Source organism: Phenylobacterium sp. FG114 (assembly GCF_057809855.1).
The window spans coordinates 92,654-116,183 of sequence record NZ_JBMDKU010000001.1; the positions used below are offsets into that span (position 1 = coordinate 92,654).

Genomic DNA, 23,530 nt, shown 5'->3' on the forward strand with positions numbered 1-23,530 from the left:
GTTTCGGATTTTTGGGTTATCCTGTTCCGGCTGTTCTGGAGGGTGGGTGAATGGTTAGGGCGCGCTCGACGCCCCGGGGCGATCGCGGCCGCGGCCGGATCGGCGGCGGACGCTGGACGGCGGTCTTCGCGGCCGTCGCGATCAATGTGACCCTGGCCAACGGCGCCTGGGCCGCCCAGCGCGTGGCGCTGATCGTCGGCGTGTCGAAGTACGAAAAGGTCCCGGCGCTGACCAACCCGGCCAAGGACGCCAAGCTGGTCCAGGCGACGCTGCAGAAGCTGGGCTTCCAGGTCACCGTGCTGACCGACCCCAACCGCATGCAGCTTCTGGAGGGCCTGGGCGCCTTCGAGCAGGCGGCCAAGGATTCCGACGCCGCGGTGATCTACTACGCCGGCCACGGCGCGATGATCGACGGCGTGAACTACCTGCTGCCCAAGGACGCTGTCTCCACCAGCAAGACCACCCTGACCGCCAGCTCGCTGGAGTCGGCCAGCCTGGGGCAGGCGCTTTCGGGCGCGAAGGCCGTGCGCCTGATCATCCTGGACGCCTGCCGCAACAACCCCACCGCCACGCGCAGCCTCGGCGGCAACACGCGCGGCCTGGCCCGCGAGACCGGACCCACCAGCGTCTCGGTGGTGACCCTGATGGCCGCAGCGCCGGGGCAGGTGGCGCAGGATGGCGTGCCGGGCGCCGCCAACAGCCCCTTCGCCATCGCCCTGACCCAGGGCATGACCCGGCCGGGCGCCACGGTCGGCGAGCTGCCGGGCTACGTGCAGGCCGAGGTCGAGCGGATGACCGAGGGCGAGCAGACGCCCGACCTGCAGGGCATCTGGCGCAATGTGAACTGGACGTTCGATCCGAACGGCCCGCCCAAGACTGTGGCAGCCGCCGCGCCGGGCGCCGACCTCACCAAGATCAAGTGGGAGAAGGACCAGGTCTTCTGGACGTCGATCAAGGACTCCGACGACCCGGCCGACTTCAAGGCCTACATGGACGCCCAGGATCGCGGCGAGATCGCCGGGTCCTTCCGCAAGCTGGCCGCCAACCGCATCCGCGCGCTCGAGAAGCTGCCCGCCGGCTCGTTCCAGGTGGCTTCGCGCTCTGCCGCGCCCGGCCAGGATCTGGTGGTCAAGGCCCGCGACGCCTTCGCCCGCGGCGACTTCGCCTCGGCGGCCCGAGACTGGAACACGGCCGCCGCCCAGGGCAACGGCGCGGCCATGTACAACCTCGGCGTCATGTCGCTGACCGGCAAGGGCATGCCCAAGAACGCCGAGGCGGCCGCCAAATGGTTCAAGGCCTCGGCCGACACCGGCCACTCGGGCGGGATGGTCAACTGGGGCCTCTGCCGCCTGAACGGCTTCGGGACCGCCAAGGACGAGAAGGCCGGCTTCGACTGGATCCAGAAGGCCGCCGACCGCGGCTCGGCCAACGCCATGGGCATGGTCGCCGAGGCCTATCTGCGCGGCAAGGGTGTCGGGGCCGACCCACGTCAGGCCGCCGGCTGGCTGCAGAAGGCGGTGGACGCCGGCGACGGCCCGTCGATCGCCCAGCTCGCCGACCTTTACGAACGCGGCCAGGGCGTGGGCCGCGACCCGCGCCGGTCGTTCAACCTCTATCAGCGCGCCGCCACGGCCGGCGACACCGACGCCATGGTCCACCTGGGCTACGCCTACGAGGACGGCGAGGCGGTGGCCAAGGACCCGGTCCAGGCCGCCACCTGGTACCAGCGCGCCGCCGAGGCCGGAAACAGCGAGGGCATGTCCAGCCTGGCCGTGATGTTCGAAAACGGTAACGGATTACCGCAAGACTACGCGCGCGCCGCAGAATACTACCGGTTGGCCGCAAACGCCGGTGACGCCCGCGGCTTCCTCGGCCTAGGCAGCATGACCGCGCGCGGCGCGGGCATGCGCGCCAACCCGGCCGAAGCGGTGCGCCTGTTCCAGCAGGCCGCCGACCGGGGCAGCGCGCTCGCCATGCGCAACCTGGGCATCATGTACGAGACCGGCCAGGGCGTCCGCGCCGACCGGAAGAAGGCAGTCGACTACTACCGCAAGGCGCTTGCGGCCGGAGACCAGGACGCCCGGGGCGAACTGGAGCGGCTGGGGGTGTCGAGCTAGCCAATTGGGGGGACGGAAGATGGAAACGGCTCAGAACAAGCGGACGCTGAGGGCGGCGGTCAGCGCGGTGGCGCTGCTTAGCCTGACGGTCCAGCCCGTGATGGCCCAGGGCAAGGGCGGCAAGGACGCGATCCTGAACGCCTGCGCCGCTCAGCGCGAGCCGCTGCAGAAGCTCGACAAGGAATACTCCGACCTCAAGAAGTCGAAGATGAGCGCGGCCATCGGCGAGGGCTTGAAGACGGGCGCCATGGTGCTCGCCAAGGGCGTGGCCAGCGGCGGCATCCCGCTGGGCCGCGGCGGCGGCTTCGGCGGCGGCGGCTTCGGCGGCATGAGCAGCCTCATGGGCGGCGTCGCCTCGATGGCGATGCAGAGCTCGGCCCAGCAGGCGGCCCAGGGCGGCGGCGCGCCGGCGCCCGCGGCCACGACGATGATGTTCGGCCAGGACCTCCTGAGCGGCGCCATGGGCCTGAACGTTCCCGGCGTCTCGGGCTACGGCATGAGCGGCGGCGACAGCGCCAAGGCCTACGCCGCCCTGGCGGTCCTCGTGGCCATCGTCGCCACCGCCGACGCCTATGCGAAGCTGAAGGAACAGGAAGCCGGCGGCGACCTGAAGAAGGCCTCTTTCAACATCGACCAGGACGCCGGCCGCCAGCTCGCCGTCAGCCGATCGATCGCCGACAGCGGCAGCGCCCTGGTGGAGTGCCGCTCGGCCCAACTCACCGACATCAACACCCGCCTGGCCGGCGCCACCAACGACAAGGACCGCAAGGCGATCCGGCGTGAACGCACCGAGCTGACCAGTGCGCTCAAGAAAGACATCGACCTCACCGGGGGCGTCGTCGACCAGCACGTGGGCATGGCCAAGACCTTCACCCAGGGCCGCGCCATGACCGACGGCGCGTCCGAAGCCGATGTGCTGGGCAATCAGGCGCCCGCCTACGCCACCGCCGCCTCGGTGACCAAGGCCTCGATGCCCAAGGGCAGCGGCGCCGCCTCGGGCGGCCAGGCCCAGGCCTCGGCGCCCGCCGCCGTGGTCACGATCAAGGCCGCGGTCGTCCGCGCCGCCCCGACCGCCTCGGCCGCCGCGGTGAAGAGCCTTCCGGTCGGTACGTCGCTCCAGGCCAAAACCGGCGCCTCGGAAGGCGGCTGGTGGGAAGTCGACGGCGGCTACGTGCGCGCCTCGGAAGTCGGCCCGCCCGGCTCGGCCCCCGCCGCGCCGGTCCAGGCCGCGAAGGGCGGCAAGGGCAAGGGCGCGGCCGCCAAGGCCCCGCCCCCGCCGCCGGCCCCGGTCGGCCCCACCAACATCCGCGCCTACAACCAGTCCGTCATCGCCGCCCGCGACAATGGCAAGGGCCGCCTCTCGTCCCTGATGACCGACATCCAGTCGGCCGAACGCCGCGAGAACGTCTTCTACGCCTGGCTGTCGAACTTCGGCCTGGGGTAGCGCGTGGCGCCACGCCTCTCCCCCGAAGCGAAGGGGAGAGGAGCGTCCATGTCCGAGGTGGGCGGGTAGGTGACGGCGTGCACGCTTCAGCCGATGGTATATGGCGGCATGCTTCAGAGACGACTGTGGGCAGATCCGCTCTGGGGCAAGCCCTGCCTGGGCTACAGCGTTCAAGCGCGGTTCGATGAAGAGAGCATCGCGCGGCTGGCGGAGGTCCAGCGCCGTGTCGCGGCGATTCCCGACGTGCCGAGGCTGCACTGGACGCCACCGGCGACGACGCACGTGTCCCTCTTCTCCATTGTTCCCGTGCGGTGGCCGGCAGCGGGCAAGTCCGAGTTGTGGGCACGGTTAGGAGAGCGGGTTCTGTCGGAAGTGGCGTCAGCCAAATGGCCTGACCGCCTGGTGATAGGTTTGCATGAATTGGCGGTTACCGAGACCGCGCTGATCTTGTTCACGCCGGACCAGGCGGCGCCGATCCGCCGGCTCAGAGCGCGTCTGAACGCCTTGGCGGCCGAGGACGGCCAGCCCCCTCAGACCTTCGACCGAACCCATGTCACCCTGGCCCGGCCGTCTCACGACGAACTTGTCGACGAGGCGAGGATCGCCGAGATCGAGCGAACGCCTGCAGCCATAGATGTAGCCATCAGCGCCATCATCACGATCAAGGAACTGGTCTACCCCAGCCTGGAATTTGAGGCGCTCAATTGAGGTCCGCTAAGCGTCGCTTGCCGACTTCGCGCACCGCGCAGCCCCCGCCCGTGGCCTCCCTAGGCGGCCAACACCTGCCGGCGCTTCGCCAGCAGCAATTCCGCGCAGCCGTAGGTCCGCGCGTTGTCCACGTCGATCGCATGCGCCCCGTCGGGCAGGATCACCGGTTCGACCCGCAGGCGGAACCTCCGCCCCAGCCGCCGCAGCGCGCCCCGCAGCGACAGCCGCCTCGTCAGGAGCAGCGCCAGGTTGATCGGCCCCAGGGCCACGATCATCCGCAGCGGCTTCTTGGCGAACTGACCGCCGCTGCGGAAGCCCTCGGCCACGCGCATCGCCTCCGGGCCACGCAGCGCATAGAGGTTGCAGTTGGAATAGGCGTCATCCGAGAAGCGGTAGAACCGCCGCTGGCCCTCGGGGTGGGCTGCCAGCACCGAGGCCTGGGTGCAGAGCGCCACCGCGACGTCGACGCCTCGCGACAGAGGCGCCAGCACGGTCTGCACGGCGCCGGGCGTCAGCAGCACGTTGTCCGAGGTTGTGATCAGCATGGGCTCGCCCACGCCGACCGCCGCGGCGTAAACGCTGTCGGCGAGGTTGTCGGCGGCGATCACAAAGTCCACCGGCGCGCCGCGCGGCAGGATGGCGGCGATCGCCGCCTCGCTCTGCGGCTCCACGACCACCCGCACCCGCGACACGCCGGGCGTCGCCAGGAGGGCGTCGATGACGTGGCGGATCAGCGGCGCGCCCCGGATGGCGACGAGGCTCTTGTTGGCCACGCCCGCCTCGGCGGCCAGCGGATCGACGCGGCCGGCCCGCTGCGCGGCCAGCACCACCGCCGTGAAGGGCGCCCCATGGGACGCTTGGGCGTCAGGCGGCGACATCGAACTGGCGTTCCAGCAGACCCTGGCGGCGCAGGCTCTCGGCCAGGATCGTCTCGATCAACTCGCCGTGGCTCCAGCCGATCTGGGCGGCGGCCAGGGCGATGGTCTTGCGGGACCATAGGTTGCAGTTGAGGTTGACCTCGAGAAACAGCACCGAGCCCGTGGTCACGTCGAGACGGAACTCGAAGCGGCCATAGTCGAAGGGGGTGAACTCCCGCATTATCCGCCGCGCGCGGGCCTCCACGACCCCCAGGATGTCGGGGTCGACCAGCGGCCGGATCTCGTAGGCCTGGCCGTCGACCAAGTCGCGCTTCTCGGCGTAGGTGCGCAGGAGCCGCGGGTCTTCCTGCTCCACGATCTGGGTCGGCAGGATCACCGGCTCGCCGTCCACGGTGATCACCGAGACCTCGATGTCGTGGCCTTGGAGGAACGGCTCGACGATGGCGTCATGCCCCTCGTCGTGCAGTTTGAGCACCGCGGCCCGGACGCCGGCCCAGTCATGGGCGTCGCTCACCCCCCAGCTCGCCGAGCTGGCGTTCGGCTTGATCACGTAGCGGGCGGCCGCGGGGCAGTCGCGGAGCTCCACCGGCGCCCCCCGGCGATAGACGGTCCAGGGCGCCGTCGGCACGCCGCGCGCGGCCGCCGCGCGCTTACTGAGGTGCTTGTCGTCGGCCAGGCCGCGCAGGATCGGGCTGGCGCCCAGGTAGGGCACGCCCTGCCGCTCGCACAGCAGGGGCAGCATCATCTCGGAGTTCAGGAACCCGCCACGGTTCAGCAACGGGAAGACGAAGTCCGCCGGCGGCTCGTCGAACAGCACGCGGTAGTCGTCGCCCAGCGTCAGGTTCAGGCCCATGGCCTCCAGCGCCAGCCGCATTTCGCGGTGATAGGTGGCGTGGGTCCCGTCCTCGGGATGCGGCCCGCCCTCCCAGCGGGCGTGCTTGGCGATGAACAGCACGCGCAGGGCGCGCTTGACGGCCGCGGGTATGCTGCGCGGCGCCGGATGACGGCTCATCGGACTCTCCCCATCCGAAGCCCGGCGAAGGATCGGCGCCCCATGGCCGACTCGAGCCGCAGCGGGCCTTCGCGCCCTGAGTTACCGGCCGGCCGTGACGGGTCCGCTACGCTTTGGTGGCAAGATGATGAGCCAGCAGCTGGCCATACCGGCCCTCCCCCAGGCCCCGCCGCGCGGCGCGCTGCGGCATCAGCACCCCGGGCTTGCCGTTCCCTTCGATCAGCAGCGGACCCTCCGGCGTCATGGCGAGGTCCCACCCGACCAGGGCGTAGTCGCCGAACGCCTCGGCATGGGCCCGCACCGCCAGCGCCTTCACCGCCGGCCAATCGGGCAGGACGCGGCCGACGATCGGCGCGCCCGTCACGGGATGGCGCGCGTAGTCGCCGCCGCCGTAGCCCTTGCAGGCGAGACCCAGCGTCCCAGTCTCCAGGTCCACGCCCGCGATCAGCCCGCCGGCCTTCATGTTGTCGACCCTCGCCGCCGGGTCCGAGGCGAAGCGGAACGTGGCGCTCACCACCTCTGGTGTCCCCGCCTCGTCCAGGATCGTCACCACCCGCACCGTGGGCAGCGCGCCCAGGGCCAGGTCGGCCAGCGCCGGATGGGTGGCGATCCGCGGCTGGATCACCGTCGCCCCGCGCGCCGTCAGCAGGTGCGGCGCCAGGCTGGCCGCAAGTTCGGCCGCATCGGCGAAGCGGCCCAGCATCACGACGCCGTCGCCCCCCTCGCCGTCGGCCGGTTTGGCCACAAGCTCGCGACCAGCTGGTTCGGCGCCCGCCGTCAGGCGTCCGCGGGCCACCGTCGCCACGGTCTCGGGATGCGGCAGGCCGGCGTCGCGGCAGCGGGCATAGAAGCGCGCCTTGTCGGCCAGGGCGCAGGCCGGGGTCCAGCCCAGGGGGTTGATGCGCTTGTTCAGCGCCGCGTCCTCGAAGCGCCGGATATACCCGTCCAGCGCCTCGCCGCGGTCGATGCGAAAGAGGGCTAGGTCCTGCGGGTCGGCGAACCGGCTGCGGGCGATCCGCACGGCGCGGACACGCCAGCCGTCGTCCAGGCTGAACTTCCGCTGCACCTTGCGCGCGCGCCACGGGATCCAGGCCTGGAACGCGACCCCGACCAGCGCGTCCAGCGCCGCCCGCAACGGCCCGCGCGCCGAGCGCCTGCGCCGATAGTGCTCGGCCAGGAAGACGCCGCTGATCGGGGTCAGCACGCCGGGGTAGATCGCATAGGCCTTCTTGAGGAAATACAGCCGGTCGTAGCCCATGGCCCGGGCCTAGCATCCGATTGTTACAATCCCACGGTAGCGCTGGTCATTCGGGGGAACCGGCCATGCGTCACGTCTATCTGCACGTCCACGACCTGCGGTCCAGCGGCGTGGTGCGAAACGCCATCGACTTCGCCAAGCGCCTCGCCCAGGACCATCCGACCACCCTGGTGGCCGGCTACGGCAAGGGCTTCTTCGCGGAGGAGGCGGCGCGCGGCCCGTTCGCGCTGAAGGTCCTCGCGCCACGAGAAGGCGTGCTGGGGCGCGGCGCGGCCGCCCTGCGCCTGCGGGCCTGGCTGTCCGGCCAGCCGGCCGGCGCTCTGATGTCGGTCGGCAACATGGGCCATTGGACCCCGTTCCTGGCCTGCCAGGGCTTGGCCCACATCGCCCGCATCTACTGCATCAGCAACGAAGTCGCCCGCGACGACGGCCTGAAGAGCCGCACGCGCCTCGCGTGGATGAAGCTGCTGACCCTGGACGCGGCCCGCATCGTCGTCGTTGGCAAGGCGCTGCGGCGGCTGCCGCTGTTCGCTACGGCCATCGCCTCGGGTCGGGCCGTCGAACTCCCCAACGGGGTCGACAATGCCCTGGCCGTCCGCCTTGCTCGGGTCCCGACCCCGCATCCGTGGCTGGATGAACCCGTTCCCGTGGTCCTCGGCATCGGCCGGCTGCGGCCACAGAAGAATTTCGACCTCCTGATCAAGGCGGCCGGCCGGGCCCGGGCCACGCGGCGGGTGCGCCTGGCGATCATCGGCGGCGGTGCGGCGACAGAGCGCGAGCGACTCGCCGCCCTGGCCGAGGCCGCCGGCCTCGGTGACGACTTCCTGCTCGCCGGCGAAACGGACAACGTCTTCGCCTGGCTTTCTCGCGCGGCGGTGTTCGCACTGCCATCGCGGTGGGAGACGTCGTCCCTCGCGCTGCTGGAGGCCCTGGCGGCGGGAACCCCTTCGGTGGCGTCACGGCTGGCGGGGGATGCGGCGATGGTCCTGGACGGGGGTCGATACGGCCTGCTCTTCGATGGTCACGACCCTGAAGCCCTGGCCCATGCCGTTCTGACGCAGATCGCGGCGCCGGTTCGCCCCGCAGATCGCGCGCTGGCCTACGATCTGGCGCTGACCAACGACGCCTACGCCGGCCTTGTGGCCGACGTGCTGCGGGAGAACTCGCCGAAGCCGCGCCGCGACTCGCCGATGGAGCTGCACGCAAGACCCTCGTGAGATGCGCCGACATCCACACTCAACCTGCGATGACTCCACCACGCCTCGGAATGGTGAAATGGTTAACGCCGCAGGTCGGGGGATCGGGGATGGACAACGCTCTAGCGGTACTGGGGGTCGGCGCGGTAGCGGGCGCGGCGACCTGCGTGGTCGCGCTGCTGAGCAGCAGCCGCACGCGCCGCCACGGCCTATGGCGGACCATCTGGACCGAGGTCTCGATGACCGCCAGGTATCGCCATCCCTACAAGGACTGAGCGCCGGTCCCGGCGCCTCACGGCCACGACGACGACGTCCCGCCGAAGCGGAAGGCCATCTCGTGATCCTGAAGAAATTTGGAGCGGGCGAGGCGATTCGAACGCCCGACCCCAACCTTGGCAAGGTTGTGCTCTACCCCTGAGCTACGCCCGCGCTCCGTAGGGGCGATGGTCAGCCCCAAATGCGAGAGGCGGCCTTATGGCAGACGACTTCCGCCTTTGCAAGCGGCCCGACGTCGCATTTTTCGACGCCTTCGCGGAGCCCCGCCCTAGCGGAATTTCGGGGCCTTCAGCCGGCGCTTGTTGATGTGGCCCTCAGGGGCGTCCGCCTTCACTTCCTCGGGGTATTCGCCCTTGAAGTAATATCGCTGCCAGGCCTCCTTCGTGGCCTCGGGATCGCCTCGGAAGATGCGCTGGTTGAACTCGCTGCGGTGCTTCTCCCAGACGTCGTACTGGTGGCGTAGCTCCGGATCGGAATCCATGCGCCGGATGACCGGCTGGATCTCGTGCAGGGTGTGGTCCTGCAGCAGGGTGATGAAGCAGAACGGCTCGCCCTTTTCGAACCGCACGCGGCCCGGCCGGGTGAAGATCCAGTTCATCGTGAAGGGGAACGGCAGCCAATCGGTCTCCACCACGCCCGCCAGCGGCTGGATGCCGTCCTTGACGTGGTTGGGTGGGCCCTGGGCCAGCATCACCCACCCCGGCGGGGTTCGGAACAGATAGCCTGGGTGCAGGGTCAGGACGCCGTGGCTGAAATGGCTGGTAGCCAGGCGGTGGAAGTCCGGGTTCGGATAGTCGGGCTTCAGCGTCAGGTCGGCCTGCATCAGCCCGCCGTTCCATTCGGCGGTGAAGGCCACCGGACAGAGGATCTCCCAGCCCGAGGAGTTGGCCATGTTCAGCGGCAGGCAGCGGTAGGGGTGGCGCGCGGTGAAGGCGTCCATCCAGGCGCGCTGCGGCCGGCCCGGCACGATCTCGGGCGGGCGCTCGGTCGTGGGGAAGCACTCCAGTTCCATCGGGTTCTCAACTCGTGCTGACGACAGCTCAACCCATAAGCGCCGCCCGGCCGCTCCGTCCAGCCGCCGAACCTCCACGCAAGGAAAAGCCCCGGCCGCTTGCGCGACCGGGGCTGGTCCTTTGCCCCTGGAGCCTAAGGCTCCGAAGGATCGTCCGTCTTAGGCCAGGGCGGCCTTGCGACGACGGATCATGGCGCCGGCGCCGCCGAAGCCCATGATCATCAGGGCCCAGGTGCCGGGTTCCGGAACCACGCCACCGGCGAGGCCGTCGAACTCGAACGCGTCTTGCGAGGACTGGAAGGTGATGGACTGAACCTCTTGGCCACCGAAGTTGTAGTACACGCGGTAGCCTTGGACGCGGTCGCCGTTCGGGTTCGAAGGCGTGCCACCCCAGATCTGGTTGCCGGTCAGCACTTCAGTGCCGCCGCCACGATAGTGCAGGGTCAGCTTGTTGTAGGCGTCCGGCGAGCCCATGTAGAAGCTGAACGACGACAGGTAGTTGCCGCCCACCATCGAGAAGGTGCTGGTGCCGCCGCCTTGGACCGACGCGTAGTCGGTGCCGTCGACGCTGACGGGGCCGGCCGGGTTGCCGTTGCTGGTCACGATCACGGCGCCCGGGCCAGTGTACGGCGGCGGCGAGCTGTTGGTGATCGGATCCGGCGTCGTGGTGACTTCGTTGCCGACCCAGGCCACGGCCGGGTTCGCGATCGCGTCGAAGTCGTAGAGCATCACTTGGTTGTTGGCAGCGAGGGTCGTGCCGAACAGGTCGCCAGCCACCGTGGTGATGGTGACAGCGTTGGCGGCGCTAGCAGCCGCCATCAGACCAAACGCGGCCGAAGCCGCAGCGAGAGTACGGAGTTTCATCTTGTCTTCCCCAACGTCTGGCCCCGCTCCACCTGTCGGAGGTGACCTTCAGCCTTAACAGTATATTAAAGCCGCAAGCCCGACGACTCGATTCGCCTAACAGGTGTATGCGTGTGAGAAATGCTGCACAATCAAAGGTTTGTAACGTCAACTGCGCAGCTTAGGAGCGGCGCTTCGACGCGGCTCACGGTCCTGTTATGACGGGCCGAATGATGATGCGCAACGAGCTTCTGAGCTACCTCGCGGACCTGGGCCTGGAGACCACGACGCACGAGCATCCGGCCGTGTTCACCGTGGACGAGGGCGAGGACATCAAGGCCCGGATCCCGGGCGCCCACACCAAGAACCTGTTTCTCAAGGACGCGAAGGGCCAGCTCTGGCTCGTTTCGGCGGAAGGCCATGCCCAGATCGACCTGAAGCGCCTTCACCCGGTGATCGGCTCGGCGCGGCTTTCGTTCGGCAGCCCGGCGCTGATGCAGGAGACACTGGGCGTCACGCCGGGCTCCGTCACGGCCTTCGGCCTGGTCAACGATCGCGACCGCCGCGTGCGATTCGTCCTGGATCGGACGCTCGCGGAGGCCGACCGGGTGAACTTCCACCCTCTGACGAACACGGCCACGACCACTATCGCCGCCGAGGACTTTCGAGCGTTCCTCGACGCGCTGGGCGTACGGCCCCTCATCGTGGATTTCGTCGCGATGACCGTGATCGACTAGCGGCAGGCCTCACTTGCGACCATCTTGAGCGCGACACGTTAGACGCAACGAGACAAGGGACCACCGGGATATGACCCTCATCGGGGAAACCCATGGCGCCGCCGGCGCGCCGCCCAGCGACCTGATCAAGGACGCCACCGACGCGAGCTTCATCGCCGATGTCGTCGAAGCCTCGAAGATCCAGCCGGTGATCGTCGATTTCTGGGCCACCTGGTGTGGCCCGTGCCGCCAGCTGGGCCCGGCGCTGGAGAAGGCCGTGACGGCCGCCAAGGGCGCCGTGAAGCTGGTCAAGGTCGATATCGACGCGAATCCCGCCTACGCGGGCCAACTGCGGGTACAGTCGATCCCGGCCGTCTTCGCCTTCGTGGACGGCCGACCCGTCGACGGTTTCATGGGCGCACTGCCCGAAAGCCAGGTGAAGCAATTCGTCGATCGCCTGGCCAAGCAAGGCGCGGGCGTTTCGCCGGTGGACGAACTGCTGGCGATGGCGAAGGAGTCGCTCGAACTCGGCGACCCTGGCGGGGCCGCCCAGGCCTACGCCCAGGCGCTGCAGATGGACCCGGCTAATGTGAAGGCGATCGGCGGCATGGCGCGCGTGCTGCAGCAGGCGGGCGACCTCGACCAGGCCCGCGAGGTTCTGGAGATGGCGCCGCCCGACGCCAAGGACCCCGATATCGATGCGGTGCGCGCCGCGCTGGCGCTCGCCGACCAGGCGCCATCCGAGACCGCCGAGTTCGAGGCTCGTATCCTGGCCGACGCCGACGACCACGAAGCCCGGCTGGAATACGCGAAGGCCCTCGCGGCCGCAGGCCAGATGCACGAGGCCGTCGACCAGCTTATCGAGAGCATCGGCCGCGACCGCGAATGGAACGACCAGGCGGCGCGCAAGCAGTTGCTGACGATCTTCGAGGCCGCCGGGCCAATGTCCGACGTCGCCAAGCAGGGCCGCCGCAAGCTGTCGTCCATCCTGTTCAGTTGAGAGAAGGAGCCGCATGGCGTCGTATCGCCAGCTCTCAGACTTGCCGCAGCTGATCCCGGTCTTCCCGCTGGACGGCGCGCTGCTGCTGCCGGGCGGCGAGCTACCGCTGCAGATCTTCGAGCCCCGCTACCTCAACATGGTGGACGACGCGATGGCCGGCGACCGCGTCATCGGCATGATCCAGACCCGCGGCGGCAGCCGGGCGCGGCCCATCCTGTCCGACGTGGGTTGCCTGGGCCGGATCACCAGCTACGCCGAGACCTCGGATGGCCGCTATTTGATCACCCTGACGGGGGTATGTCGCTTCGATGCGGGGGAGGAGCTCGACCTGCGCCTGCCCTACCGCCAGGTGCGCGCCTCCTACGAACGGTTCCGTGAGGATCTGGACGACGAGGAGGCCGAGGCGAGCGACGACGCCCGCAACCGCTTCGCCGCCGCGCTCAAGCGCTACCTGAACCGCCGCGAGCTGGATATCGATTGGGATACCGCCCGCGAGGCCCCGCTGGAGGCGCTCGTGAACAGCCTCTGCATGGGCCTGCCCTTCGAGCCCGCCGAGAAGCAGGCGCTGCTCGAGGCCCCGGACCTGGCCGGCCGTTTCGACGTGCTGACGACGCTGCTCGAGATCGACGGCTCGGAGTCGGATGACGAGCCCCATCCGCTGCAGTAGAGGGACGCCATGAGCGATCCCCAACCCGGCTACGCCGTCGACGTCGATCCGCGCCTGCTCGAGATCCTGGTCTGCCCGGTGACCCGCGGCCCGCTGACCTACGATCGCACGAAGGGCGAGCTCGTCAGCAAAGGCGCCCGCCTCGCGTATCCCATCCGCGACGGCGTGCCGATCATGCTGCCGGAAGAAGCCCGGGAGTTGGGCGAGGGCGAATAGCTAGAGCGCCTCGCCCCTCAGCAGGCGGGGCAGGTCGCCCACCGCGCCGCCGGCCTCGTGCATGAAGAACCGCCTTGCCGGCGCGACGCGATTGACCGCCGCCATGCCCGCGCCGCGCGCAAGCCGCAGGAGCGGATTGTCGTTGGAAAACAGGCGGACGAAGGCGTCCATGCCGGCTGACAGCGTCACGGTGTCGAAGCGACGCCACGCGGCATAGCGTTCGAGCACCACCTCCGAGCCGATGTCTTCCCCCACGCGCAAGGCGTCCACCAGGACCTCCGCCAGGGCCGCGGCGCCTTTGAGGCCAAGGTTCAACCCCTGGCCCGCGATCGGGTGCACGCCGTGGGCGGCGTCCCCTAGCAGCGCAACGCGCGGCGCGGCGAACCGCTCGGCGAGTTGCAGGCTGAGCGGGTAGGTGAAGACCGGGCCTTCGACCGTCAGGCCTCCGAGGAAATCGCCGAACCGGCGTTCGAGGTGCGCCTGGAAGATTTCGGGTCGCGCGGTCTTCAGCGCCGCGCCGCGCCGCGTGCTCTCGGTCCAGACCAGGCTGGCGCGGTTGCCCGTGAGCGGCAGGATCGCGAACGGTCCGCCCGGCAGGAAGAACTCGTGCGCCACGCCCTGGTGCGGGCGCTCCATGCGCACGGTCGCCACAACGCCGGTCTGGCGATAGTCCCAGCCGATGGCCCCGATCCCGGCCTCGGTGCGGATCACCGACCCACGGCCCTCGGCGCCCACGGCCAGGGGCGCGGCCAGCACGCGACCATCGGCCAGGGCGACTTCGGCGGCGCGCGGTCCGAACGTGGCCTTGGCCACCCGGGCGGGCGCAAGCACCTCGATCGCCGCCGCGGTGACGGCGGCGGCCAGCGCCGCGCGGATGTGACGGTTCTCGAGCAGGTAGCCCAATGGCTCCCCGTCGGACCGGTCGGCGATCTCGGCGGAATCGAACCGCAGGAAGAACGGAAGAGCGCGTCCCGCCGCCGCGCCCGGCGTGGTGGAGTCGGTCACCAGGATCTGCTCGATGCGTTGGGCGTGCGGCTCCAGCCCCTCGGCCAAGCCCAGAGCGCGCCACTGGCGGAAGGCGGCGTAGGCGATGGCAGAGGCGCGGCCATCGAACGTCGGCGCCGTCTGACTATCGAAGGCGACGGGGTCGATCAGCACCGGCCGCAGGCCCGCCCGCGCCAGCGACAAGGCCAGCGTCGCCCCGGCAATCCCGGCGCCCGCGATGATGACGTCGTAGTCCTGGCTCATGGCCGCGATAGGCCACGAACGCAGGCGTGCGTCCAGCCGTCGCGGCAATAGATGGACCAGGACGTCCAATCTTCACTTGCGGCTAACTTCGGCCGGCCATATCAGCGATCTTTAGGATGGACGGCGCCGTCCATCTTTCATTCGAAGGGCGTTCGTCGAATGGCCGGTATGCCGAAAGGTCGTGTCGTACCCATAGCCGCGGGGGCGCTGGCCGCCGCGGCCGTCGCCGTCGGCGGCGGGATCTGGTGGGTCGACCGTCAGAAGTACGAGACCACCGACAACGCCTTCGTGGCCGCTGACAAGGTGACCATCGCCCCCCTGGTGGACGGCTACGTCGCCGAAGTGCTGGTCGACGACAACCAGCCGGTGCGCCCCGGCCAGGTGCTGGTGCGGATCGACCCCGCGACCATCAGGGCGCGGCTCGCCCAGGCCGAAGCCAACGCCCAGGCGCTGGAGGCGGCCGTGAGCGCCGTCGATGACAAGGCCCGGCTGGAACAGGCCATGATCGCCCAAAGGGCCGCCGCGCTGGATAGCGCGCACGCCCAGGCCAAGTGGGCGGACAGCGAGATGAACCGATATGGCGCGCTGGCCAAGCAGGGCTGGGTGTCGTCCCAGCGCGCGCAAACCGCGCGCACGGCTCAGGAGCAGGCTGCGGCCGGCGTCGGCCAGGCCCGCGCCGCCCTCGAGGCCGAGCACCGCGCCGCCCAGTCGCTGGGTTCGGCCCGGGACCAGAGCGTGGCCCAGGCCGCCGCGGCCCGCGCCGCGGCCGAGCAGACGCGCATCGACCTCTCCCGCACCGAGATCCGCGCGCCCATCGCGGGCGTCGTGGGTGCGCGCGCGGTGCGGGTGGGCCAGTACGTCCGCCCTGGCGGCGCCTTGATGAGCCTCGTGCCGCTGGCCGACGCCTATGTGGTCGCCAACTTCAAGGAAACTCAGGTGGCCCGGCTGCGCATCGGCCAGCCCGTGGAGATCCATGCCGACGCCTTCGGCAAGGAGGTCATCAAGGGGACGGTCGCCAGCTTCGCCCCGGCGACCGGCGCGGAGTTCGCGCTGATCCCAGTCGAGAACGCGGTCGGCAACTTCACCAAGATCACCCAGCGCCTGCCGGTGCGGATCAAGATCGATCGGAACCAGAAGTTGGCGGGCGGACTGCGCCCGGGCCTGTCGCTGAAGGTGAAGGTGGACGTCACCCAGCACACCGGCGTGTCGTTCGCCGAGAGCGGCGGCTCCCCCGCCCAGTTCGCCCGGCGAGGCGCGCAGGACTGAGCCCGTGACCGACGCCGCCCTCCCCGCCGAAGCCGGCCGGCCGCGCCCGGCTCACGCCCCGGTCATGCTGGGCGCCGACGGCGCCGAGGTGAACTGGACCAAGGTGTTCCTCGGCTTCGGCGGGATGGTCATCGGCCAGTTCATGGCGATGCTGGATATCCAGATCGTCGCCAGTTCGCTTGTGCAGATCCAGTCGGGGATCGGGGCCACTGCGGACGAGATCAGCTGGGTCCAGACGATCTACCTCTTGGCCGAGGTCGTGATCATGCCCCTCACGGCCTACCTGACGAAGATGTGGGGCACGCGGTCGTTCTATGTGATCGCGGTGGTCGGCTTCATCTTCACGTCGGTCGCGGTGGGCCTCTCGTCCTCGGTGGCGATGATGATCGTGTTCCGGGCGCTTCAGGGCCTGTTCGCCGGCGCCATGATCCCGCCGGTGTTCGCGACGGCCATGACGGTGTTCCCGCCCGAGAAGCGGCTGACCGCCAACGTCATCGTCGGCCTGATCGTCACGCTCTCGTCGACCATCGGCCCCACCCTGGGCGGCCACCTGACCGACCTGCTGAGCTGGCGCTGGCTGTTCTTCATCAACATCCCGGTGGGGGTTCTCGTCATCTTCCTCGTCGGCCGCTACGCCAACTTCGACAAGGGCGACCCCAGCCTGTCCAAGGGCATCGACTGGTGGGGTCTGGGCCTGATGACGGTCTTCCTGCTGTCGATGCAGTACGTGCTGGAAGAGGGCAACAGCGAGGGGTGGTTCGACGATCCGACCATCCTGTGGCTGGCGGTGACGGCCTTCCTCACCGGTGTCGCCTTCATCTGGCGCCAGCTCACCTACTGGCAGCCGATCGTGTCCCTCGCGCCGTTCCGCGACCGGAACTTCACCCTGGGCATCGTCATGACCTTCGTGACGGGGGTCAGCCTGTTCGGCGGCACGTTCCTCATGCCGATCTTCCTCGGACAGGTGCGCGGTTTCTCGTCGGCCGAGGTGGGCAACACCATGCTGGTGTCCGGCCTGACCATGTTCCTGTCGGCGCCCATCGCCGGGCGTTTCGTGCGGATGATGGATGCGCGGATCGCCATGATCGGCGGCTTCGCCATGGCCGCATGGGCCATTCAGCTTGGGGTGCGCGTCACCGACGAATGGGGCTTCAACGAGTTCTTCCTTCTGCAGGTGGCGCGCGGCCTAGGCACCATGATCGCGATGATCGCCGCCCAGCAGATGAGCGTCGCCTCGCTGCCGGTGACGATGATGAAGGACGCCTCGGGACTGATAAACCTGATCCGGAACGTCGCCGGCGCGATCGGCTTGGCGGTGCTCACCACCATCCTCAGCCACCAGGGCGCGGTGCACTACATGGACCTGGCGAGCGCCGCCAGCACGGCGAATGCCGCCAGCACCGGGATGATGGACGGCCTCACCGCGATGATGACCGAGGGTGGCCTGGCCGACCCCGAGGGCACGGCGCGCAAGGCCATGAGCCTGATGATGCACCGGCAGGCCGCGGTGCTGAGCTTCGGCGACGCCTTCGCGGTCCTGGCGCTCGGGTGCTGGTTCGCCGTCGGCCTGGCCTTCTTCGCCCGGCCCGGCCCGGCCATGGGCGGTCCGCCGCAAGGCGGGGGTCACTGACATGCCGCGCATCGCCGGCCAGATCGACGTCTCGAAGAACGAAGCCATCCTGGACGCCGCCATCGAGGTGATGAGCGAACGGGGCCTGGGCGCTCCCCTGACCGAAATCGCCCGGCGCGCCTGCGTGTCGAAGCAGACGATCTACAACCACTACGGCTCAAAGGCGGAGCTGGCGCGGGCGATGTCCGAGCGCCGGGCCCACGAGGTCGCCGACGTGCTCCAGGCGCCGGGCGCGATCGAAAACCCGGCGGAGGCCCTGGCCGGCTATGCGCGCCTGCTCATGCGCGCGGTGCTGAACCCGCGAAGCATGGCGATCTACAAGATGGCCATGCAGGCCTCGGCCAGCATGCCCGATGTCGCCCTGGCGATCTACGAAGCCGGGCCGAGGGCCAGCCGGCTGCGTCTCGCGGAATTCCTGCGCCTGGAAACCGCCGCGGGGCGCCTGCGCACGCCCGACCCGCTGCAGGCGGCGGAGTTCTTCGCGGGGATGGTGCTCGGCCGCTACCAGACTCCCTTGCTGCTGGGCGTCCCCATCGAGCTTACCGAGGACGACGTCGATAACGTGGCGCGCGAGGCCGCCGCGCGGTTCATGCGGGCCTACGCGCCCTAGCCGCAGGGCGACAGACAGGCTTGGCCGCCGATGCTAAGCTGCGGGCCATGTGTCGGGGGGCGCGTTCGTGAGCGTGAAACTTTGGGTGTCGGGCGCGTTGGCGGCGGCGGCGGTCCTGGTAGACCCGGCCGTGGCCCAGACCACGACGCCCAAGTTCGGGGCCCTCGCGGTCGACCGGGCCAAGGGGTTCGCCTTCGGGTTCAGCTTCGACCAGCCCAGCCGCGCCGACGCCGAGCGCCGAGCGCTGGACGAGGCCCGTAAGCGGGGCGGGAACGGCACGGTGGTGCTGGTATGGTCCGGCGCCGGCTGCGGGGCCTATCGCACGGTCGACGCCAAGGAGGGCGACGCCTACGGTTGGGGCGTCGCGCGGACGCGCCCCGAGGCCGACGCCATCGCGCAGCGCGAGGCGTCGAAGCGGAGCAACGGCAGCGTCACCTGGAACAACGCCTGGGCCTGCAACAGCGACACGCCCGTGCTCCTGAACATCCTGAAGAACGAGCCTGTTGGCGAAGGCGGCGGCGACGGGATCGTCCTGCAGAACAACCGCTATGTCAGCGACCTGGCCTTTTCGCCCGACAGCCGCCAAGTGGCGACGCTCAGCTACGGCGACGGCGCGGTCATGGTCTGGGACGTGCGCACCGGCCGGCTCGTCCGCACACTCACCGGCCTGTCCCCCACCCCCTACAGCATCGCCTGGTCCCCCGACGGCACGCGGATCACGGGCGGCGACAGTCAGCGGGTCATCATGTGGGACGCCCGCAGCGGCCAGAAGCTGGGCGAGAACCTGCACAAGGCGTTGCTGAGCGACCTCGCTTTCACCACCGCGGGCCTCTTCGCCAACGGCGCGCAGGAACTCTACGACGATCCACGCGGCGGCTGGGTGGTCTGGCAGCTCGATCCGATGGACGCGAGCCTGGTCCGCAAGGTCACCCTGATGGACCCGCGCACCCACGCGCTGGATGATACCGTCTTCTCCCCGGACGGGCGCCGCGCGGTGACGCTGGGCGACAAGCCGGGACTCGAGATCCGGGTGTGGGACCTGGCCTCGGGCCGCGCCGTCGTGACGATCAATGCGCCGCGCGACAACGTGGCCGCCGAGTTCTCTCCGGACGGTGCTCGCCTGGCGACGGGGGGAGACGACGGCGTGGCCGTCTGGGACGTGGCGACCGGCCGCCAGCTCGCCCACTTCGGCTCCGGCCGAATCGACGACGTGGCCTTCTCGCCCGACGGTCGCCGGGTCGTCAGCGGCGCCATGGACAAGTCCGTCACCGTCTGGGACGCCACCACCGGGCAACCGCTCGCCCAGATGTCGGGCCATACGAAGCGGGCCCTGGCGGTCGCTTTCTCGCCGGATGGAAGGGTGGTTGCGTCCGGGTCCGAGGATGGCACGGCCCGCCTCTGGGATGCGGCGACCGGCGCGCCCCTGAAGGCGCCCAAGGGCGTCGGCGCCACGGTTTCGCCCGCGCCCGCCAGGCCCACTCCCGCCGCCAAGCCGGCGGGCCCCGCGAAGCCCGCGACCAGTCCGGCGCCGCCGAAGCCGGCCCCAGCCGCGACGCCGGCGGCGCCGCAACCCGAGCCGGACGCCGCCCAGGCCGAACAGGCGCGCAAGCTCAACGAAGAGGTGGCCGCCCGCGCCGCGGCGGTGGACGCCCGCAACAAGGCGGCGGCCGACGCCTACGCGGCCAAGGAGGCGGCCTACAAGGCGGCGGCCGAGAAGTTCGAGCGCGACAAGGCGGCCTACGAGGCCGAGGCCGCGCGCGTGAAGGCCGCCCAGGAACAGTACCAGCGCGACCAGGCCGCCTATCAGGAGCAGCTCAAGGCCCTGGGAACCGCGAAGCCGCGCTAGCCTTCGGCGCCCTCGTCGTCCGAGAAGCCCATGATGTGGAAGCCGGCGTCCACGTGGACGACCTCGCCGGTGGTGGACCTACCCAGGTCGGACAGCAGCCACAGGGCCGCGCCGGCCACACCTTCCATCGAGGTGTCTTCCTTCATGGCCGAGAACGAGCGGCCCTTGCCCAACAATGCGCGTCCGCCCGAGATCCCGGCCAGCGACAAGGTCTTCATGGCGCCGGGCGACAGGGCGTTCACCCGGATGCCCTTCGGCCCCAGGTCGCGCGCCGCGTAGCGGGTGGCCGCCTCCAGCGCGGCCTTGGCCACGCCCATGGTGTTGTAGTTCGGGATCGCGCGCTCCGAGCCCATGTAGGTGAGCGTGACGATCGACCCCCCCGTCTCCGGCATCAGGGCCGCCGCGCGGCGGGCGCAGTCGACGAAGCTGAACGCCGAGATGTTCATCGCCCGCAGGAAACCCTCGCGGGTCGTGTTGTCCACGAAGCTGCCCTTCAGCTCGTCCTTGTTGGCGAAGGCGATGGCGTGGAGGAAGAAGTCGATCTGGCCGAAGGTCTTGGCCACCGCGGCGAAGGCTTCGTCCATCGAGGCGTCGTCGGTCACATCCGCCGGGGCGATCAGCGTGGCGCCCACGCTCTCGGCCAGCGGCGTCACCCGCCGCTCCATGCCGGGCAGATGCAGGAACGCGAGCTCGGCGCCTTGGGCGGCCAGCTGGCTGGCGATGCCCCAGGCGATCGACTGGTGGTTGGCGACCCCGGTGATGACGCCCCGCTTGCCCTTCATCAGGGTTCCGGTCGGCATCTGATAATCGTCGGCCACTTGGCGGTTCTCCCATCCGTTTGTCTCCCTCCCTTAATGGGGAGGGACAGGCCGCGCCAGCGGCCAGGGTGGCGAAGTGTGGGTCAACGCGCCGGGCTCGGCGAGGATCAACGGCTCCCACCCTGATCGCTTCGCGATCTGTCCCTTCTCATTGAGGGAGGGACTTTTGACCCGCCATCACCTCGGCCGGGTCGCCGCCCATCGCCCGGACGCGCGTCTCCCAGCGCTCCAGGGCGTCGTAGTAGTAGTCGAAGATGCAGGGGCAACAGCCCCGCTGGCAGCACTCGTAGTCCTGCGGCTTGTCGGGCGGGCGCGGATAGGCCGGATCGGCCACCCGCTCAGGCCCGCGCCATCACCAGGCAGCCGTTCGTGCCGCCGAACCCGAAGCTGTTGCTCATCACCGTCTCGAGCTGTCGGTCCTCGCGCTTACGCACGATGGGCAGGTCGGCGAAGGCCGGGTCCAGGTTCTCGATGTGGGCGCTCTCGGCGACGAAGCCGTTGTTCAGCATCAGCAGGCTGTAGATCGCCTCCTGGGCCCCGGCCGCGCCCAGGCTGTGGCCGGTCAGGCTCTTGGTGGAGGAGATCAGCGGGGCCTTGTCGCCGAACACGGCGCGCACCGCCTCCATCTCCTTCTGGTCGCCCACCGGCGTCGAGGTGCCGTGCGGGTTCAGGTAGTCGATGGTGCGGTCGCCGATGGTGGACATGGCCAGCTTCATGCAACGCGCGGCGCCTTCGCCCGAGGGGGCGACCATGTCGTAGCCGTCGGAGTTGGCCGCGTAGCCGACGATCTCGCCGTAAATCTTCGCCCCGCGCGCCTTGGCCCGCTCCATCTCCTCCAGCACCACCACGCCCGCGCCGCCGGCGATCACGAAGCCGTCGCGATCGCGGTCGTAGGCGCGGCTGGCGACGGCCGGCCGGTCGTTGAAGTTCGAACTCATCGCGCCCATGGCGTCGAACATGACGCTGAGCGTCCAGTCCAGTTCCTCCACGCCGCCTGCGAAGACGACATCCTGCTTGCCCATCAGGATCTGCTCGTAGCCGACGCCGATGCAGTGGGCCGAGGTGGCGCAGGCCGAGCTGATCGAGAAGTTCAGGCCGCGGATCTTGAACCAGGTGGCCAGGGTCGCCGAGGCGCCCGAGCTCATCGCCTTGGGCACCGCGAAGGGACCGACCCGCTTGGGGCCACGCTCGCGGGCCGTGGCGGCCGCTTCGACGATCACCTTGGTGGACGGGCCGCCCGCGCCGACGATCAGGCCGGTGCGCTCGTGGGAGACTTCGTTCTCCTCGAGGCCCGAGTCCGCGATCGCCTGCTCCATGGCGATGTGGCCATAGGCCGTCCCCTGGGCCAGGAACCGCGCGGCGCGGCGGTCGACCATGGACTCCCAGTCGATGTCGGGCTTCGCATGCACCTGGCAGCGAAAACCCAGCTCGGCGTATTCGGGCGCCGCCGAAATACCGGACTTGGCCTCGCGAAGCGACGCCAGCACCTCGTTGGTGTTGTTGCCGATGGATGAGACGATTCCCATCCCGGTGACGGCCACGCGCCGCATCAGACTGTCTCCTCCACTGCCGCCTGGCTCAGGCCAGGTCTTCAGGCCAAATCTTCAGGCTTGAAGAGGCCCACCCGAAGGTCGCTGGCCTCATAGATGGGCTTTCCGTCCGCCAGAAGCACCCCGTCGCCCACGCCCATCACGAGTTTGCGCATGATCACGCGCTTCAGGTCGATCTTGTAGGTGACCTTCTTGACCTTCGGCGTCACCTGGCCCGTGAACTTCACTTCGCCGACGCCCAACGCGCGGCCGCGGCCCGGCGCGCCGGCCCATCCCAGGTAGAAGCCCACCAGCTGCCACATGGCGTCGAGGCCCAGGCAGCCCGGCATCACCGGGTCGTTGATGAAGTGGCAGGCGAAGAACCAGAGGTCGTCGTGGATATCCAGCTCGGCCTCGACATAGCCCTTGCCGTGCGACCCGCCGGTGGCGTTGATCTCGGTGATCCGGTCGAACATCAGCATCGGCGGCGCCGGCAACTGGGCGTTGCCCGGCCCGAACATCTCGCCGCGCCCACACGCCAGGAGCTCTTCGAGCGTATAGCTGGAGGGGCGGGTCGCCACGTCGGTCATTCGAGGAGCCTTAGTTCTTCAGGAGGGGCCGGCCCTACCACAGGGCGACCGACCGCCTCAACGACATTGCAGGGCGTCGGACGTGCCCCAGAGCGTTCCCTGGCGCACCCACCCGGATGCGCCGTCGGCCTTCACCTTGCACCAACCCTTCTCGCAGCGCACCAGGCTGGCCATGGCGCGAACGTTGAGGAAGGCGCCCGGTTCCGCGCCGGCTTTGGGCTTGCGCAGCAGCGGCGCCGGACGGTTGAGGGTGTTGATCACCGCGCGGCGGCCATCGGTCACCCGCTTGTGCACCCAGGCCATGCCGCCTTCGGGGTCGCACACGCGGCGCCACTCGGCCGTTTCGGCCACCACCTGCACGGGCAGGCCGCGGGTGTTGTAGACCCACAGCAGGCGATGATCGTCGCCAGGGCCCGAGCGGGCGTTCACCTTGCCGAACTTGAGCGTCACATAGCGCGGGACGGGCAGGCCGGACGGGGTCTGGCGCTCGGCCCCAAACGCGATTGCGGGCGCCGACAACGCCAGGACCGCGAGGACCGCCGCCAACCTCTGCCTGGACCTGAACCGCAATCCGCAACCCTTGAAGGACGGCCTCGCCTTGGCCGTGCGGGGCCCCTTTGCTAAGGGTTCCGCAAATCGATGCGCCGCGA

General features: G+C 69.8%; 24 protein-coding genes and 1 tRNA gene. 13 read left to right on the forward strand and 12 right to left on the reverse strand.

Features of this window, described 5'->3' with window-relative positions:
* Positions 1-50 precede the first annotated feature (50 nt).
* The 3 genes from ACODSY_RS00450 to ACODSY_RS00460 all read left to right on the forward strand — a co-directional run bounded on the left by ACODSY_RS00450 (position 51) and on the right by ACODSY_RS00460 (position 4,269).
* Positions 51-2,117 carry a caspase family protein gene (locus ACODSY_RS00450; RefSeq protein WP_488949651.1) on the forward strand — a complete coding sequence of 689 codons (2,067 nt, stop codon included), beginning with the start codon at positions 51-53 and terminating at the stop codon, positions 2,115-2,117.
* A gap of 19 nt (positions 2,118-2,136) precedes the next feature.
* Complete coding sequence (locus tag ACODSY_RS00455; protein ID WP_488949652.1) at positions 2,137-3,561, forward strand: hypothetical protein; 1,425 nt, start codon at positions 2,137-2,139, stop codon at positions 3,559-3,561.
* Positions 3,562-3,669: 108 nt separating this feature from the next.
* On the forward strand, positions 3,670-4,269 hold the full coding sequence (locus ACODSY_RS00460; protein ID WP_488949653.1) for a hypothetical protein: 600 nt from the start codon (positions 3,670-3,672) through the stop codon (positions 4,267-4,269).
* A 59-nt stretch (positions 4,270-4,328) separates the two neighbouring features.
* Here the strand turns inward: ACODSY_RS00460 and ACODSY_RS00465 are convergent, their stop codons facing one another.
* The 3 genes from ACODSY_RS00465 to ACODSY_RS00475 all read right to left on the reverse strand — a co-directional run bounded on the left by ACODSY_RS00465 (position 4,329) and on the right by ACODSY_RS00475 (position 7,417).
* Positions 4,329-5,147: an NTP transferase domain-containing protein gene (locus tag ACODSY_RS00465; protein WP_488949654.1), complete on the reverse strand. Its 819-nt coding sequence runs from the start codon at positions 5,145-5,147 to the stop codon at positions 4,329-4,331.
* The gene (locus ACODSY_RS00470; RefSeq protein WP_488949655.1) at positions 5,134-6,159 is read right to left on the reverse strand and encodes a D-alanine--D-alanine ligase family protein; all 1,026 of its coding nucleotides are present in this window, start codon (positions 6,157-6,159) and stop codon (positions 5,134-5,136) included. Before ACODSY_RS00470 ends, ACODSY_RS00465 begins: the two co-directional genes overlap by 14 nt.
* A 106-nt stretch (positions 6,160-6,265) precedes the next feature.
* Positions 6,266-7,417: a sugar-transfer associated ATP-grasp domain-containing protein gene (locus ACODSY_RS00475; RefSeq protein WP_488949656.1), complete on the reverse strand. Its 1,152-nt coding sequence runs from the start codon at positions 7,415-7,417 to the stop codon at positions 6,266-6,268.
* 65 nt (positions 7,418-7,482) lie between these two features.
* Here ACODSY_RS00475 and ACODSY_RS00480 point away from each other — a divergent pair, with 65 nt between their 5' ends.
* Positions 7,483-8,634, forward strand: coding sequence for a glycosyltransferase (locus ACODSY_RS00480; RefSeq protein ID WP_488949657.1), 1,152 nt, complete (start codon positions 7,483-7,485; stop codon positions 8,632-8,634).
* 89 nt (positions 8,635-8,723) lie between these two features.
* The gene (locus ACODSY_RS00485; protein ID WP_488949658.1) at positions 8,724-8,888 is read left to right on the forward strand and encodes a hypothetical protein; all 165 of its coding nucleotides are present in this window, start codon (positions 8,724-8,726) and stop codon (positions 8,886-8,888) included.
* 79 nt (positions 8,889-8,967) lie between these two features.
* Here the strand turns inward: ACODSY_RS00485 and ACODSY_RS00490 are convergent.
* The 3 genes from ACODSY_RS00490 to ACODSY_RS00500 form a co-directional block, all read right to left on the reverse strand.
* Positions 8,968-9,042, reverse strand: a tRNA-Gly gene (locus ACODSY_RS00490).
* 115 nt (positions 9,043-9,157) lie between these two features.
* Entirely contained in the window at positions 9,158-9,901 is a 744-nt protein-coding gene (locus ACODSY_RS00495; RefSeq protein ID WP_488949659.1) for a DUF6065 family protein, read from the reverse strand.
* Between the two features lie 159 nt (positions 9,902-10,060).
* On the reverse strand, positions 10,061-10,765 hold the full coding sequence (locus tag ACODSY_RS00500) for an Npun_F0296 family exosortase-dependent surface protein (RefSeq protein WP_488949660.1): 705 nt from the start codon (positions 10,763-10,765) through the stop codon (positions 10,061-10,063).
* 209 nt (positions 10,766-10,974) lie between these two features.
* Here ACODSY_RS00500 and ACODSY_RS00505 point away from each other — a divergent pair, with 209 nt between their 5' ends.
* The 4 genes from ACODSY_RS00505 (at position 10,975) to ACODSY_RS00520 (ending at position 13,343) form a co-directional block, all read left to right on the forward strand.
* Complete coding sequence (locus ACODSY_RS00505; protein ID WP_488949662.1) at positions 10,975-11,481, forward strand: prolyl-tRNA synthetase associated domain-containing protein; 507 nt, start codon at positions 10,975-10,977, stop codon at positions 11,479-11,481.
* Positions 11,482-11,551: 70 nt separating this feature from the next.
* Complete coding sequence (locus ACODSY_RS00510) at positions 11,552-12,460, forward strand: tetratricopeptide repeat protein (RefSeq protein WP_488949664.1); 909 nt, start codon at positions 11,552-11,554, stop codon at positions 12,458-12,460.
* 13 nt (positions 12,461-12,473) lie between these two features.
* Positions 12,474-13,127 (forward strand): LON peptidase substrate-binding domain-containing protein, encoded by a 654-nt coding sequence (locus tag ACODSY_RS00515; protein WP_488949666.1) that lies wholly within the window; start codon positions 12,474-12,476, stop codon positions 13,125-13,127.
* A gap of 9 nt (positions 13,128-13,136) precedes the next feature.
* A complete protein-coding gene (locus ACODSY_RS00520; RefSeq protein WP_488949667.1) occupies positions 13,137-13,343 on the forward strand; it encodes a Trm112 family protein in 207 nt (68 codons plus the stop codon).
* On the opposite strand, the gene ACODSY_RS00525 is transcribed toward ACODSY_RS00520, so the two are convergent.
* Positions 13,344-14,591: a UbiH/UbiF/VisC/COQ6 family ubiquinone biosynthesis hydroxylase gene (locus ACODSY_RS00525; RefSeq protein ID WP_488949668.1), complete on the reverse strand. Its 1,248-nt coding sequence runs from the start codon at positions 14,589-14,591 to the stop codon at positions 13,344-13,346.
* A 159-nt stretch (positions 14,592-14,750) separates the two neighbouring features.
* Between ACODSY_RS00525 and ACODSY_RS00530 the strand changes: the two genes are divergently transcribed.
* The 4 genes from ACODSY_RS00530 (at position 14,751) to ACODSY_RS00545 (ending at position 19,943) form a co-directional block, all read left to right on the forward strand.
* The gene (locus ACODSY_RS00530) at positions 14,751-15,857 is read left to right on the forward strand and encodes an HlyD family secretion protein (protein WP_488949669.1); all 1,107 of its coding nucleotides are present in this window, start codon (positions 14,751-14,753) and stop codon (positions 15,855-15,857) included.
* 4 nt (positions 15,858-15,861) lie between these two features.
* Complete coding sequence (locus ACODSY_RS00535) at positions 15,862-17,487, forward strand: DHA2 family efflux MFS transporter permease subunit (protein WP_488949671.1); 1,626 nt, start codon at positions 15,862-15,864, stop codon at positions 17,485-17,487.
* Between the two features lies 1 nt (position 17,488).
* The gene (locus ACODSY_RS00540) at positions 17,489-18,097 is read left to right on the forward strand and encodes a TetR/AcrR family transcriptional regulator (RefSeq protein ID WP_488949672.1); all 609 of its coding nucleotides are present in this window, start codon (positions 17,489-17,491) and stop codon (positions 18,095-18,097) included.
* Between the two features lie 67 nt (positions 18,098-18,164).
* On the forward strand, positions 18,165-19,943 hold the full coding sequence (locus tag ACODSY_RS00545; RefSeq protein WP_488949673.1) for a WD40 repeat domain-containing protein: 1,779 nt from the start codon (positions 18,165-18,167) through the stop codon (positions 19,941-19,943).
* Here ACODSY_RS00545 and ACODSY_RS00550 read toward each other — a convergent pair.
* The 5 genes from ACODSY_RS00550 to ACODSY_RS00570 form a co-directional block, all read right to left on the reverse strand.
* A complete protein-coding gene (locus tag ACODSY_RS00550) occupies positions 19,940-20,761 on the reverse strand; it encodes an enoyl-ACP reductase FabI (protein WP_488949674.1) in 822 nt (273 codons plus the stop codon). The two genes, ACODSY_RS00545 and ACODSY_RS00550, sit on opposite strands and share 4 nt — an antisense overlap.
* Before the next feature lie 148 nt (positions 20,762-20,909).
* Positions 20,910-21,095 (reverse strand): oxidoreductase-like domain-containing protein, encoded by a 186-nt coding sequence (locus ACODSY_RS00555; protein ID WP_488949675.1) that lies wholly within the window; start codon positions 21,093-21,095, stop codon positions 20,910-20,912.
* A gap of 4 nt (positions 21,096-21,099) precedes the next feature.
* The gene (fabB, locus tag ACODSY_RS00560) at positions 21,100-22,311 is read right to left on the reverse strand and encodes a beta-ketoacyl-ACP synthase I (protein WP_488949676.1); all 1,212 of its coding nucleotides are present in this window, start codon (positions 22,309-22,311) and stop codon (positions 21,100-21,102) included.
* A gap of 41 nt (positions 22,312-22,352) precedes the next feature.
* On the reverse strand, positions 22,353-22,880 hold the full coding sequence (gene fabA, locus ACODSY_RS00565) for a 3-hydroxyacyl-[acyl-carrier-protein] dehydratase FabA (RefSeq protein ID WP_488949677.1): 528 nt from the start codon (positions 22,878-22,880) through the stop codon (positions 22,353-22,355).
* Between the two features lie 57 nt (positions 22,881-22,937).
* Complete coding sequence (locus ACODSY_RS00570; protein ID WP_488949678.1) at positions 22,938-23,426, reverse strand: SH3 domain-containing protein; 489 nt, start codon at positions 23,424-23,426, stop codon at positions 22,938-22,940.
* Between the last annotated feature and the right edge of the window lie 104 nt (positions 23,427-23,530).

Bases quoted from the DNA above. Each gene is read 5' to 3' on its own strand.
- ACODSY_RS00450 (WP_488949651.1), top strand. From the start codon at position 51: ATGGTTAGGGCGCGCTCGACGCCCCGGGGCGATCGCGGCCGCGGCCGG.
- ACODSY_RS00455 (WP_488949652.1), top strand. From the start codon at position 2,137: ATGGAAACGGCTCAGAACAAGCGGACGCTGAGGGCGGCGGTCAGCGCG.
- ACODSY_RS00465 (WP_488949654.1), bottom strand. From the start codon at position 5,147: ATGTCGCCGCCTGACGCCCAAGCGTCCCATGGGGCGCCCTTCACGGCG.
- ACODSY_RS00510 (WP_488949664.1), top strand. From the start codon at position 11,552: ATGACCCTCATCGGGGAAACCCATGGCGCCGCCGGCGCGCCGCCCAGC.
- ACODSY_RS00480 (WP_488949657.1), top strand. From the start codon at position 7,483: ATGCGTCACGTCTATCTGCACGTCCACGACCTGCGGTCCAGCGGCGTG.
- ACODSY_RS00485 (WP_488949658.1), top strand. From the start codon at position 8,724: ATGGACAACGCTCTAGCGGTACTGGGGGTCGGCGCGGTAGCGGGCGCG.
- ACODSY_RS00520 (WP_488949667.1), top strand. From the start codon at position 13,137: ATGAGCGATCCCCAACCCGGCTACGCCGTCGACGTCGATCCGCGCCTG.
- fabA (WP_488949677.1), bottom strand. From the start codon at position 22,880: ATGACCGACGTGGCGACCCGCCCCTCCAGCTATACGCTCGAAGAGCTC.
- ACODSY_RS00470 (WP_488949655.1), bottom strand. From the start codon at position 6,159: ATGAGCCGTCATCCGGCGCCGCGCAGCATACCCGCGGCCGTCAAGCGC.
- ACODSY_RS00525 (WP_488949668.1), bottom strand. From the start codon at position 14,591: ATGAGCCAGGACTACGACGTCATCATCGCGGGCGCCGGGATTGCCGGG.
- ACODSY_RS00495 (WP_488949659.1), bottom strand. From the start codon at position 9,901: ATGGAACTGGAGTGCTTCCCCACGACCGAGCGCCCGCCCGAGATCGTG.
- ACODSY_RS00460 (WP_488949653.1), top strand. From the start codon at position 3,670: ATGCTTCAGAGACGACTGTGGGCAGATCCGCTCTGGGGCAAGCCCTGC.
- ACODSY_RS00475 (WP_488949656.1), bottom strand. From the start codon at position 7,417: ATGGGCTACGACCGGCTGTATTTCCTCAAGAAGGCCTATGCGATCTAC.
- ACODSY_RS00505 (WP_488949662.1), top strand. From the start codon at position 10,975: ATGATGATGCGCAACGAGCTTCTGAGCTACCTCGCGGACCTGGGCCTG.
- fabB (WP_488949676.1), bottom strand. From the start codon at position 22,311: ATGCGGCGCGTGGCCGTCACCGGGATGGGAATCGTCTCATCCATCGGC.
- ACODSY_RS00530 (WP_488949669.1), top strand. From the start codon at position 14,751: ATGGCCGGTATGCCGAAAGGTCGTGTCGTACCCATAGCCGCGGGGGCG.
- ACODSY_RS00540 (WP_488949672.1), top strand. From the start codon at position 17,489: ATGCCGCGCATCGCCGGCCAGATCGACGTCTCGAAGAACGAAGCCATC.
- ACODSY_RS00515 (WP_488949666.1), top strand. From the start codon at position 12,474: ATGGCGTCGTATCGCCAGCTCTCAGACTTGCCGCAGCTGATCCCGGTC.
- ACODSY_RS00500 (WP_488949660.1), bottom strand. From the start codon at position 10,765: ATGAAACTCCGTACTCTCGCTGCGGCTTCGGCCGCGTTTGGTCTGATG.